Raw genomic sequence first — 11,428 nt, forward strand, 5'->3', positions numbered from 1 at the left:
AAAAAGCGTTTGGTGGTAAGCTCGCGCACCATGAATATCTACTGCTCTCGCCCCGTTGTCCTCTGTCTCTCCGGCCACGACCCCAGTGGTGGCGCCGGCCTGCAGGCAGATATCGAAGCCCTGCTCGCCCAGGGCTGCCACGCGGCCCCGGCCGTCACCGCGTTGACCGTGCAAAACACCGTCAATGTCAGCGACTTCCGCGTGCTTGACCGTGAGTGGGTACTGGCCCAGGCCAATGCCGTGCTCGGCGACTCTGAAGTCGCGGCGGTCAAGCTGGGCATGCTCGGCTCCACCGCGATGGTCGACACCGTGGTCGAACTGCTGCAGGCGCACCCGCATTTGCCAGTGGTCTGCGACCCGGTGCTGCGCGCCGGCGGCGGCGGTAGCCTGGGCAAGGACGAGGTCGGTTATGCGATGCGCGAGCGGCTGCTGCCGTTGTCATTGATCGCCACCCCCAACCTGCCCGAAGCGCGGATCCTCGCGGAACTGCCCGACGGCAGCGCCGACGACTGCGCCGAGAAGCTGCTGCCGTATATCAAGCACCTGCTGATCACCGGCGGCCATGGCGATGAGCACGAAGTGCACAACCGTCTGTACAGCCGCGACGGCACGCGCCAGACCTTTACCTGCCAGCGCCTGCCAGGCAGTTATCACGGTTCGGGTTGCACCTTGGCCAGTGCGCTGGCCGGGCGCATTGCCCAGGGCGAAGGCCTGGCCAGCGCCGTGCAAACGGCCCTCAACTACACGTGGCGTACCCTGCGCGATGCCGAACAACTCGGCCAGGGCCAGTTCGTGCCGCGCCGATTGCCGCTGGATTTCTGCTCGTAACTTATCGCTCGTCAGCAAGGGGTTTGCCCGATGAAACTACGCGGCCTTTACGCCATTACCGACAGCCAGCTGTTGGCCGGCAAATTCCTCGCCTACGTCGAGGCGGCGCTGGATGGCGGCGTCACCCTGTTGCAGTACCGCGACAAAAGCAGCGACGAAGCACGGCGCCTGCGTGAAGCCGAAAAGCTGCATGAGCTGTGCTCGCGCTACAAGACTCAATTGATCATCAACGACGATGCCGAACTGGCCGCGCGCCTGGGCGTCGGCGTGCACCTGGGCCAGACCGACGGCCCGCTGACCTCGGCCCGGGCACTGCTCGGCGCCAAGGCGATCATCGGCGCCACCTGCCACAGCCAGATCGAACTGGCCGAACAGGCCGCCAAAGAAGGCGCCAGCTACGTCGCCTTCGGCCGCTTCTTCAATTCCACGACCAAACCCGGCGCACCTGCCGCCACCGTTGACATGCTGGTCCAGGCCCGCAAGCGCCTGCACCTGCCGATCTGCGTGATCGGCGGCGTCACCCTGGAAAACGCCGAGCCGCTGGTGGCCCACGGGGCCGACCTGCTCGCCGTGGTCCACGGCCTGTTCGGTGCCGACAGCACCCAGGAAGTCACCCGCCGCGCCCGTGCGTTCAACGACCTTCTTAAATCTTCAGTTTAGAGAGCCCGACCATGTCCCGTTCCGAAACCCTGTTTGCCAACGCCCAGAAACACATCCCCGGCGGTGTGAACTCCCCCGTGCGTGCGTTCAAGAGCGTGGGCGGCACGCCGCTGTTCTTCAAGCATGCCGAAGGCGCCTACGTCACCGATGAAGACGACAAGCGCTATGTCGACTACGTCGGCTCCTGGGGCCCGATGATCCTCGGCCACAGCCATCCGGACGTGCTCGACGCGGTGCGCCAGCAACTGCAACACGGCTTGTCTTACGGCGCCCCGACCGCGATGGAAACCGAGATGGCCGACCTGGTCTGCTCGATCGTGCCGTCGATGGAGATGGTACGCATGGTCAGCTCCGGCACCGAAGCCACCATGAGCGCGATCCGCCTGGCCCGTGGTTTCACCGGCCGCGACAACATCATCAAGTTCGAAGGCTGCTACCACGGCCACTCCGACAGCCTGCTGGTGAAAGCCGGCTCCGGCGCGCTGACCCAGGGCGTTCCCAATTCCGCTGGCGTACCTGCGGCATTCGCCAAGCACACCCTGACCTTGCCGTTCAACGACATCGCAGCCGTCGAGCAGATGCTCAGCGAAGTCGGCCAGGACGTCGCGTGCATCATCGTCGAGCCGGTTGCCGGCAACATGAACTGCGTTCCACCGGCCCCGGGTTTTCTTGAGGGCTTACGCGAGCAGTGCGACAAGCATGGCGTGGTGCTGATTTTTGACGAAGTGATGACCGGTTTCCGGGTCGCCCTCGGTGGCGCCCAGGCTTACTACGGCGTTACGCCAGACCTGAGCACCTTCGGCAAGATCATCGGCGGCGGCATGCCGGTAGGCTGCTTCGGCGGCAAGCGCGAGATCATGCAACACATCGCCCCGCTCGGCCCGGTCTACCAGGCAGGCACCTTGTCGGGTAACCCGCTGGCAATGGCCGCCGGCCTGACCACCCTGCGCCTGATCAGCCGCCCGGGCTTCCACGCCGAGCTGACCGACTACACCACGCGCCTGCTCGACGGCCTGCAACAGCGCGCCGATGCCGCTGGCATCCCGTTCGTGACCACCCAGGCCGGTGGCATGTTCGGCCTGTACTTCAGCGGCGCCGACGATATTGTCACCTTCGATGACGTGATGGGCAGCGATGCCGAGCTGTTCAAGCGCTTCTTCCACCTGATGCTCGAAGGCGGCGTGTACCTGGCACCGAGCGCCTTTGAAGCTGGCTTCACCTCGATCGCCCATGGCGAAGCCGAGCTGAAATTGACCCTGGATGCTGCCGAGCGCGCCTTTGCGGCCCTGAAATAAGTGACGGCAACCGCTGACGTTGCCCCTGGCAACGTCAGATTTGCTACTTTGCTTACAGACAATTCCTGGTTTTTTCGAGAATTGACCTGCAATCCGGCAGATAACTTGCCCAAGCAGCAGAAAAACGAGTAAAGACTTTGTAAGCAGAGGCCTGCTTATTTCATAATGCGCGCTTATTGGACTCCCTCGAGGGTCCGCGCGCCCCGTCAGAGGTAAGTCGATTCCCATGAAACGCACCGGCCGCACCCTGGTTCTGGGCTGCCTGTTGCTCCTTCAACCGCTACTGGCACATGCCCAGGCCGGCGGCAACTCGTTGTTAATCCCAGCGATGGGTCGTTGCACCCTCAATACCCAGCCAGAGAGCCAGGCCGAAGCCCTGAGCGCGTGCCAGAAACAGGCCGAGGACGGGGATGCGCAGGCGCAATACGAGTTGGGCGAGTACTACCACGACAGCAAGAACCCGGCCGTTGACCTCAACAAAGCGTTGAGCTACTTCGAGAAAGCCTCGTTGCAGGGCCACGCCCAGGCGCAATACCAGTTGGGCAACATGTTCTTCAAAGGCGAAGGCGTGCCGGCCAACAACATTCAGGCGTACATCGTGCTGAAAATGGCCGCGGTCAATGGCGCCGAAGACGCGCTGGACACCGCCGACGAAGTCGCCGAGCACATGCAGCGCGATGAACTGGAAGTGGCGACCCAGGTGCTGGGGCAGATTTTCCGCAACTACCTGCAGGAGTTGCAGAGCGCCGATGGGCGTTCGCCGTTCTCACCCCTGCCCTGAATTCTCAGCGTTTTTGATGACCTCTTCGCGAGCAAGCCCGCTCCCACAGTTGACCGCATTCCAAATCTGGAACTCGGCCGAATGTGGGAGCGGGCTTGCTCGCGAAGGGCGCGACTCGGTCTAAAGCCCTACTTCTCAGGCATCGGCATCGGAAACGGCATCACATTGCTCATGCCCCGAGCCTCACTGATCTTCGGCGTACCCAGGCGCTCGACCTCATCGATGCGCACAATCGAATGCATCGGCACAAAGCTGCGCACCACGCCTTCGAACTGGGCCTTGAGCTTTTCTTCGCCCGGATCGACCACCAATTGGGTGCGCTCGCCAAAGACGAACTCTTCCACCTCCAGGAAGCCCCACAGATCACTTTGATAGATCTGCTTGGCGTACATTTCGAACACCTGGCCCTGGTTGAGGAAAATCACCTTATAGATTGGAGCTTCACGTTTGGTCATGGTGGGCGAACAACACATGGGGATATAAAAGAGGGCGCGAACTATAGCATGGCACCCGATGCACAGCGCTAGGAACCAATGGGCATGCCCCCTATAATGCGCGGTTCTTTACCACCAGTTGACGATTCCCATGGCCAAGAAGCTTTACATCGAAACCCACGGTTGCCAGATGAACGAGTACGACAGCTCGCGCATGGTCGACTTGCTGGGCGAACACCAGGCCCTGGAAGTCACTGCCCGCGCCGAAGATGCCGACGTAATCCTGCTCAATACCTGCTCGATCCGCGAGCGGGCCCAGGACCGTGTGTACTCGCAGCTGGGCCGCTGGCGTGAATTGAAACTGGCCAACCCGGACATGGTGATCGCCGTCGGCGGTTGCGTGGCCAGCCAGGAAGGCGCTGCGATCCGCGACCGCGCGCCCTATGTCGATGTGGTGTTCGGCCCACAAACGCTGCACCGCCTGCCGGAAATGATCGACGCCGCACGCGTCACCAAGCTGCCACAAGTGGACGTGTCGTTCCCCGAAATCGAAAAATTCGACCATCTGCCCGAACCGCGCATCGACGGGCCGAGCGCCTATGTGTCGGTGATGGAAGGCTGCAGCAAGTACTGCACCTTCTGCGTGGTGCCTTACACCCGTGGCGAAGAAGTCAGCCGGCCGTTTGACGATGTGCTGGCAGAAATCATCCACCTGGCTGAAAACGGCGTGCGCGAAGTGACCCTGCTGGGCCAGAACGTCAACGGCTACCGTGGCCAGACCGATGACGGGCGCCTGGCCGACCTGGCGGAATTGATCCGCGTGGTCGCCGCCGTCGACGGCATCGAGCGCATCCGCTACACCACCTCGCACCCGCTGGAGTTCTCCGACAGCCTGATCCAGGCCCACGCCGAAGTGCCAGAGCTGGTCAAGCACCTGCACTTGCCGGTGCAATCGGGTTCGGACCGCATTCTGTCGGCGATGAAGCGCAACCACACCGCGCTGGAATACAAATCCAAATTGCGCAAACTGCGCGCTGCCGTGCCGGGCATCTGCATCAGTTCGGACTTTATCGTCGGCTTCCCGGGCGAAACCGAGAAAGACTTCCAGCAGACCATGAAGCTGATCGAGGACGTCGGTTTCGACTTCTCCTACTCGTTCGTCTACAGCCAGCGCCCGGGCACCCCGGCTGCCGAGCTGCTGGATGAAACCCCGGAGGCGTTGAAAAAAGAGCGTTTGAACGCGCTGCAACATCGCCTCAATCAACAGGGCTTTGAAATCAGCCGACAAATGGTCGGTTCGATCCAGCGCATTCTGGTCACCGATTATTCGAAGAAAGACCCGGGTGAGTTGCAGGGGCGTACCGAGAACAACCGAATCGTCAACTTCCGCTGCGACAATCCCACGCTGATCGGCCAGTTTGCCGATGTGCACATTGATGCGGCGCAGCCACACTCGTTGCGTGGCTCGTTGATCAACTGATCTCGCTGACCGGATGAAGATCAAAATGTGGGAGCTGGCTTGCCTGCGATAGCGATGTATCAGTGCCCAATGTGCCAACTGACCCACCGCTATCGCAGGCAAGCCAGCTCCCACAGGGGTTCTTCAGGGTTATCGAGAGTGGGGCCAGGCTATTTAAGTGCTTTCGCACACCGGCGCCTGGCGTTATTCTCTCTCTCACCTCATCAGCCAAAGGGCGGCTAAAAGCAACCTTGAACGCACCCATAGCAGAACCCCATCGTTTTATCCTCGAGCCTTTTGAGGCTCGCCGTTTCGCCAACCTGTGCGGACAGTTCGACGAGCACCTGCGCCTGATCGAACAACGCCTGAGCATCGAGATCCGCAACCGCGGCAATCAGTTCGAGCTCATTGGTGAACCCCAACACACCACGTCTGCAGAAAACCTGCTGCGCCGCCTCTACCGCGAAACCAAGGGTAGCGAGCTGTCGCCGGAGACCGTGCACCTGTACTTGCAGGAATCGGCTGTGGAAGACCTGGCCAACAACCCGGTGGCCGAAGCCAGCGTGGCCTTGCGTACCAAAAAAGGCATGATTCGCCCACGCGGCTTGAATCAGCAGAAGTACGTCAAGGAAATCCTCGGCAACGACATCAACTTCGGCATCGGCCCGGCCGGTACCGGCAAGACCTACCTGGCGGTGGCCTGCGCCGTCGATGCCTTGGAGCGCGAGCAAGTGCGGCGCATCCTGCTGGTGCGCCCAGCGGTCGAGGCCGGCGAAAAGCTCGGGTTCCTGCCCGGCGACCTGGCCCAGAAGATCGACCCGTACCTGCGACCGCTCTACGACGCGCTGTACGAAATGCTCGGCTTTGAATACGTGGCCAAGCTGATCGAACGCCAGGTGATCGAGATCGCCCCGCTGGCCTACATGCGTGGCCGTACGCTCAACAACAGCTTCATCATTCTCGACGAAAGCCAGAACACCACGGTCGAGCAGATGAAGATGTTCCTCACCCGTATCGGTTTCGGCTCAACCGCCGTGATCACGGGCGACATCACCCAGGTCGACCTGCCCAAGGGCACCAAGTCGGGCCTGGGCCAAGTGATCGAGGTGCTCAAGGACGTGCCGGGTATCAGCTTCACGCATTTTATGCCCAAGGACGTGGTACGCCACCCGCTGGTGCAGCGCATTGTCGAAGCCTATGAGCGTTTCGAACACCGCGACGACGCGCCCGCCAAGGACGCTCGCCACGATGCTTGAGCTAGACCTGCAGCTGGCCACCGACGCGCCCGCCCCCAGCGAAGCCCAGTTTCGCCAATGGTGTGAGCTGGCCTTGCGCCAGCGCACCGCCGACTCGGAGCTGACCATTCGTCTGGTGGACGAGGCCGAAGGCCGTGAGCTGAACCACACCTGGCGCCAGAAAGACTACGCCACCAACGTGCTGTCCTTCCCCGCCGATGTGCCCGACGAATTGCTGGATATCCCGTTGCTGGGCGACCTGGTGATCTGCGTCGCGGTGGTCGAGCGAGAAGCGGCGGAACAAGGCAAGGAACTTGAGGCCCATTGGGCCCATCTAGTCATCCACGGCTGCTTGCATCTCTTGGGTTACGACCATATAGACGATGACGAAGCCTGGGAAATGGAAGCGCTGGAACGAACGTTGCTTGCAGAACTGGGTCACCGCGACCCGTATGCAGACGACGAAAGCTGATCAACACTCAACTGTCATATCAAAGGATTTAGAGTAATCGCTATGAGCGAAGACCGATCGAGCAACGGGCAGAAGTCATGGCTGGGTAAACTGACCCAGGCTTTTGCCCACGAGCCGAAAAACCGCCAGGAGCTCTTGGAGCTGCTGCGCGATGCACACCAGAACAAATTGCTGGACAGCGAAGCGCTGGCCATCGTCGAAGGCGCCATTCAGGTGGCTGACCTGCAAGTGCGTGACATCATGGTCCCGCGCTCGCAGATGATCAGCATCAAGGCGACCCAGACTCCTCGGGAATTCCTCCCGGCCGTGATCGACTCGGCGCACTCGCGCTACCCGGTGATCGGTGAAAGCCATGACGACGTCATGGGTGTCCTGCTGGCCAAGGACCTGCTGCCGTTGATCCTCAAGGAGAACGGCGACAGCTTCAACATCAAGGACCTGCTGCGCCCGGCCACCTTCGTGCCCGAGTCCAAGCGCCTGAATGTGCTGCTGCGCGAGTTCCGCGCCAACCACAATCACATGGCCATTGTGATTGACGAATACGGCGGCGTGGCCGGCCTGGTCACCATCGAGGATGTGCTGGAGCAGATCGTCGGCGACATCGAAGACGAGCACGACGTCGAAGAAGACAGCTACATCAAGCCGCTGCCCAGCGGTGATTTCCTGATCAAGGCGCTGACGCCGATCGAGAACTTCAACGAGTTCTTCGACAGCGAGTTCTCGGACGATGAGTTCGACACCGTCGGCGGCCTGGTGATGAGTGCGTTCGGGCATTTGCCCAAGCGCAATGAAACCACCGAGATCGGTGCCTATCGCTTCCGCATTTTGAATGCCGATAGCCGTCGTATCCATCTGATCCGTTTGACACCTATTGCCCGCTAAGGACTGACATGCGCCGTCTCACCGCACCCGGCTGGCCCGGTAACCTGCTGGCCGTGGTGGCCGGCGCCATCACAACCCTGGCGCTGGCGCCGTTCGATATCTGGCCGTTGGCGCTGGTAGCGGTCGGCCTGTTCTATATCGGCCTGCGGGAGCTGACACCCCGCCAGGCCCTGGGCCGTGGCTGGTGTTTCGGTTTTGGCCTGTTTGGCGCCGGCACCAGTTGGATCTACTACAGCATTCACCACTTCGGCGGCGCTTCGGTGCTGTTGGCGGGGTTCCTGATGCTGCTATTCACTGCCGCCATCGCCTGGTTCTTTGCCCTGCCCGCCTGGCTGTGGGCGCGCTGGTTGCGCCGTAACGAAGCACCGCTGGCGGACGCATTGACGTTCGCCGCGTTGTGGGTCGGCCAGGAAGCCTTTCGTGGCTGGTTCCTTACCGGTTTCCCGTGGTTGTACTCCGGTTACAGTCAACTCGATGGGCCGTTGACCGGCCTCGCGCCATTGGGCGGGATGTGGCTGATTTCCTTCGCGCTGGCACTCACCGCCGCATTGCTGTGCAACCTGCCGCGCCTGCTGGCGAGCAAGCGCAATGCCTTCATCGGCGCAGGCCTGTTATTGCTGGTTGCGCCTTGGGCGATTGGCCTGGCGCTCAAGCATCACGCCTGGACATCGCCGTCTGGCGCGCCGCTGAGCGTGGCCGCGATCCAAGGCAACGTCGAGCAAAGCATGAAGTGGGACCCGGACCAGCTCAATGCACAGTTGGCGCTGTACCGCGACATGAGCCTGAGCTCCAAGCGTGTCGACCTGCTGGTATGGCCGGAAACCGCCGTGCCGGTGCTCAAGGAGTCCGTGGAGGGCTACCTGGGCATGATTGGCAAGTTTGCCGCTGACCGGGACAGTGCGCTGATCACCGGGGTACCGATTCGACAAGAAGTGCACCACCAGAAGCGCTACTTCAACGGCATCACCGTGGTGGGTGAAGGCGACGGCACCTACCTCAAGCAAAAACTGGTGCCATTTGGCGAGTACGTGCCGCTGCAGGACATGCTGCGTGGGCTGATTGCCTTCTTCGACCTGCCCATGTCGGACTTCGCCCGCGGCCCTTCTGACCAGGCCATGCTGCAGGCCAAGGGTTACCAGATTGCGCCGTTCATTTGCTATGAAGTGGTGTACCCCGAATTCGCCGCCGGCCTGTCGGCCCAGAGCGACCTGCTGCTGACCATCAGTAACGACACCTGGTTCGGCCGCTCCATCGGCCCGCTGCAGCACCTGCAAATGGCGCAGATGCGTGCATTGGAGGCTGGCCGCTGGATGATCCGCGCCACCAACAACGGCGTGACCGGGCTGATCAACCCGTTCGGGCAGATCACCGCGCAGATCCCGCAGTTCGAGCGCGGCATTCTCTATGGGGAGGTGGTGCCGATGCATAACCTCACGCCATACCTGCAATGGCGTTCGTGGCCGTTGATCATTGTGTGCCTGGCATTGTTTGGCTGGGCTCTGCTGGCCGCACGAATGTCCAAAACGCTCTGACCTGTGGGGGCTGGCTTGCCTGCGATGGCCATAGGTATCTACACAACACTGTAACGCTCAACGGTAACCACGATGCGAAGCGAGTCGCTCTTGATCTTGATCTGCTTTTGATCTTAGGCGCCCCGTCAAACCACGCTGGCCGGAATTCGACAGGGATTTGGGGGGTAAACCGGCAGGGATGCCGGTTTAGCCGCCCCGCGCCATGGATGGCGCGTGGCGGCGGCCCCCCCAAATCACTGGCGGATTACGGGCACACCGAGCCTAAGCGAGGTGCCGAGTGGTGGGGCAAGAGCGTTTTGCTTACTTTTGCGCTTTTCAAAAGTGAGCCGCTGTCAGAGCGGAACCCTAAGTAGCCGTTACCTAAATAACGGATATGTACCCGGTCCACCTGTGTCGGACTGTTAGGCCGTCTTCGCAGGCAAGCCAGCTCCCACATTTGGACAGCGGCGCGTCAGTTAGAACAGCGCTGGCTGCCAGGCCGTCACGGGAGCAAGCTCCCTCGCCACAGGGTCAGTGTCGTATTGAAGTTGTGTAAATACCTATGCTGCGATAGCGGTGTATCAGTGCCCTGAGTGTTCAATGACCCACCGCCATCGCAGGCAAGCCAGCTCCCACCATTGATCGCCTGTGTTGCACCTATCGGTAGAACAACCGATACCCCACCTGCCCCACCGCCTCATTGATCAACTGCCCGCTTTGCCACACCGCCTTGACGTCCGGCATCCAGCCGCCCAGCGGTCGACCATGGTCCACTCCCAGAAAGCCCACCGGCCCCGGCACCACGGTGAAGCCGGCTTTCTCAAAGCTCCACACCGAACGCGGCATATGCCAGGCCTGGGTCACCACCACCACCCGCTTGATGCCTTGCGGCAACAAAATCTCGGCGCTCATCTGGGCGTTTTCCCAGGTGGTGCGGCTGCGTTCTTCTTTCCAGCGCACGCTAACGCCGAAGTCATCCTGCATCGACACCGCCATCAGCTCGGCCTCACTGGGCGGCGTACCGTAGTGCAAGCCGCCGCTGGTCAGCACCGGCAAACCGGATGCCTTGGCCAGCCGCGCGGCAAAACGCTCACGTTCCAGGCCGATACCGGTGGGCTGGTCGCTGCCCCACGCAATGTCCCCACGCTCGCGCCCCGAGCCCAGCACCACAATCGCGTCGGCACGCTGGGCCAATGTAGCCCAGTCTTCCCGGGCCAGAGGCGGCTCTGTCTCCAGGACGCGCGCGCCCCACTGCACCATCACGGGCAGGCTGATCAACCACATCCCGCCAAGCCCCAGGGCAAAACACAAGCCCGCCAGGCGCGGACGGCTGCGGCGAAACCACCAGGCACACGCCAACAACAGCAGAAAAATACCGGGCGGCAACAACAGTTGTTTAATGAAATAACGAAAAGGCATCGGGCATCTCCAAAGATGCCCGAAGCCTAGATGCAACGGGGTTTTGCAACAATCCTTACCGACAACATTTTGATAACGCTAACGGATAACGCGGGGCTCATTTGCACCGCACAGACCGCAAGTTCTCTGGCCTGCGGCCGGTCGCCAGGTCTTTGAGCCAGATGACCTTGGCCGAATGAGCGGGCGGGGAAGCCTGCCCATGGGAGGCGCGGTCGTGATTCAACGCCAGGTAGTTATTGATCAATTCAAGCTCCGCCTGGCTCAAGCCTCGCAACTCCAGCTCCAGAGGCCGCTCATCACGCAATCGGCCTGCGGTTCTTGCGGCATCCAATGCCCGACCCAAACGGTCGATCAATCCTTCGTACAACTGCGGTTTCGTTAAAGTTCGCTGCGATTCAACCATCCCCTCACCTCATTGAAGAAATACTTGCTCCCCACTAAACAGCGTAGCC

The 11,428-nt window shown here is 61.4% G+C and carries 12 protein-coding genes; 9 read left to right on the forward strand and 3 right to left on the reverse strand.

The annotated features are described in order from the left end of the window. Window positions 1-30: 30 nt before the first annotated feature. From N2A98_RS23330 to N2A98_RS23345, 4 genes are all read left to right on the forward strand, one after another. Window positions 31-828: a hydroxymethylpyrimidine/phosphomethylpyrimidine kinase gene (locus N2A98_RS23330; RefSeq protein WP_044268934.1), complete on the forward strand. Its 798-nt coding sequence runs from the start codon at window positions 31-33 to the stop codon at window positions 826-828. Window positions 829-858: 30 nt separating this feature from the next. Next, window positions 859-1,488 carry a thiamine phosphate synthase gene (gene thiE / locus N2A98_RS23335; protein WP_275622710.1) on the forward strand — a complete coding sequence of 210 codons (630 nt, stop codon included), beginning with the start codon at window positions 859-861 and terminating at the stop codon, window positions 1,486-1,488. Between the two features lie 11 nt (window positions 1,489-1,499). Continuing rightward, window positions 1,500-2,783: a glutamate-1-semialdehyde 2,1-aminomutase gene (gene hemL, locus N2A98_RS23340; protein WP_032895176.1), complete on the forward strand. Its 1,284-nt coding sequence runs from the start codon at window positions 1,500-1,502 to the stop codon at window positions 2,781-2,783. Window positions 2,784-3,009: 226 nt separating this feature from the next. Then, on the forward strand, window positions 3,010-3,564 hold the full coding sequence (locus N2A98_RS23345; RefSeq protein ID WP_014720065.1) for a tetratricopeptide repeat protein: 555 nt from the start codon (window positions 3,010-3,012) through the stop codon (window positions 3,562-3,564). A 128-nt stretch (window positions 3,565-3,692) separates the two neighbouring features. Here N2A98_RS23345 and N2A98_RS23350 read toward each other — a convergent pair whose 3' ends face one another. Continuing rightward, on the reverse strand, window positions 3,693-4,019 hold the full coding sequence (locus tag N2A98_RS23350) for a DUF1820 family protein (protein WP_003215457.1): 327 nt from the start codon (window positions 4,017-4,019) through the stop codon (window positions 3,693-3,695). A 130-nt stretch (window positions 4,020-4,149) separates the two neighbouring features. On the opposite strand from N2A98_RS23350, the gene miaB reads away from it, so the two are divergent. The 5 genes from miaB (at window position 4,150) to lnt (ending at window position 9,578) form a co-directional block, all read left to right on the forward strand. Further along, the gene (gene miaB, locus N2A98_RS23355) at window positions 4,150-5,478 is read left to right on the forward strand and encodes a tRNA (N6-isopentenyl adenosine(37)-C2)-methylthiotransferase MiaB (RefSeq protein WP_275622711.1); all 1,329 of its coding nucleotides are present in this window, start codon (window positions 4,150-4,152) and stop codon (window positions 5,476-5,478) included. Window positions 5,479-5,708: 230 nt separating this feature from the next. Next, complete coding sequence (locus N2A98_RS23360) at window positions 5,709-6,713, forward strand: PhoH family protein (RefSeq protein ID WP_019818064.1); 1,005 nt, start codon at window positions 5,709-5,711, stop codon at window positions 6,711-6,713. Next, complete coding sequence (ybeY, locus tag N2A98_RS23365; RefSeq protein WP_044268940.1) at window positions 6,706-7,164, forward strand: rRNA maturation RNase YbeY; 459 nt, start codon at window positions 6,706-6,708, stop codon at window positions 7,162-7,164. The genes N2A98_RS23360 and ybeY overlap by 8 nt, the downstream gene beginning before the upstream one ends. A gap of 42 nt (window positions 7,165-7,206) precedes the next feature. Then, window positions 7,207-8,046, forward strand: a complete 840-nt coding sequence (locus N2A98_RS23370) for an HlyC/CorC family transporter (RefSeq protein WP_003194444.1) — start codon at window positions 7,207-7,209, stop codon at window positions 8,044-8,046. Window positions 8,047-8,054: 8 nt separating this feature from the next. Next, window positions 8,055-9,578 carry an apolipoprotein N-acyltransferase gene (gene lnt, locus N2A98_RS23375; RefSeq protein ID WP_275622712.1) on the forward strand — a complete coding sequence of 508 codons (1,524 nt, stop codon included), beginning with the start codon at window positions 8,055-8,057 and terminating at the stop codon, window positions 9,576-9,578. A gap of 636 nt (window positions 9,579-10,214) precedes the next feature. On the opposite strand, the gene N2A98_RS23380 is transcribed toward lnt, so the two are convergent. Next, on the reverse strand, window positions 10,215-10,976 hold the full coding sequence (locus N2A98_RS23380; protein ID WP_057711033.1) for a YdcF family protein: 762 nt from the start codon (window positions 10,974-10,976) through the stop codon (window positions 10,215-10,217). A 97-nt stretch (window positions 10,977-11,073) separates the two neighbouring features. Next, window positions 11,074-11,379 carry a hypothetical protein gene (locus N2A98_RS23385; RefSeq protein WP_044268949.1) on the reverse strand — a complete coding sequence of 102 codons (306 nt, stop codon included), beginning with the start codon at window positions 11,377-11,379 and terminating at the stop codon, window positions 11,074-11,076. Window positions 11,380-11,428: the final 49 nt, after the last annotated feature.

The sequence above is a fragment of the Pseudomonas sp. FJ2-5-13 genome (genome assembly GCF_029201605.1).
GTDB classification, from domain to species: Bacteria; Pseudomonadota; Gammaproteobacteria; order Pseudomonadales; family Pseudomonadaceae; genus Aquipseudomonas; species Aquipseudomonas lactis.

What these genes read in the sequence shown, in the direction of transcription:
- N2A98_RS23330 (WP_044268934.1), top strand. Translation starts at nt 31, where the DNA reads ATGAATATCTACTGCTCTCGCCCCGTTGTCCTCTGTCTCTCCGGCCAC.
- thiE (WP_275622710.1), top strand. Translation starts at nt 859, where the DNA reads ATGAAACTACGCGGCCTTTACGCCATTACCGACAGCCAGCTGTTGGCC.
- hemL (WP_032895176.1), top strand. Translation starts at nt 1,500, where the DNA reads ATGTCCCGTTCCGAAACCCTGTTTGCCAACGCCCAGAAACACATCCCC.
- N2A98_RS23345 (WP_014720065.1), top strand. Translation starts at nt 3,010, where the DNA reads ATGAAACGCACCGGCCGCACCCTGGTTCTGGGCTGCCTGTTGCTCCTT.
- N2A98_RS23350 (WP_003215457.1), bottom strand. Translation starts at nt 4,019, where the DNA reads ATGACCAAACGTGAAGCTCCAATCTATAAGGTGATTTTCCTCAACCAG.
- miaB (WP_275622711.1), top strand. Translation starts at nt 4,150, where the DNA reads ATGGCCAAGAAGCTTTACATCGAAACCCACGGTTGCCAGATGAACGAG.
- ybeY (WP_044268940.1), top strand. Translation starts at nt 6,706, where the DNA reads ATGCTTGAGCTAGACCTGCAGCTGGCCACCGACGCGCCCGCCCCCAGC.
- N2A98_RS23370 (WP_003194444.1), top strand. Translation starts at nt 7,207, where the DNA reads ATGAGCGAAGACCGATCGAGCAACGGGCAGAAGTCATGGCTGGGTAAA.
- lnt (WP_275622712.1), top strand. Translation starts at nt 8,055, where the DNA reads ATGCGCCGTCTCACCGCACCCGGCTGGCCCGGTAACCTGCTGGCCGTG.
- N2A98_RS23380 (WP_057711033.1), bottom strand. Translation starts at nt 10,976, where the DNA reads ATGCCTTTTCGTTATTTCATTAAACAACTGTTGTTGCCGCCCGGTATT.
- N2A98_RS23385 (WP_044268949.1), bottom strand. Translation starts at nt 11,379, where the DNA reads ATGGTTGAATCGCAGCGAACTTTAACGAAACCGCAGTTGTACGAAGGA.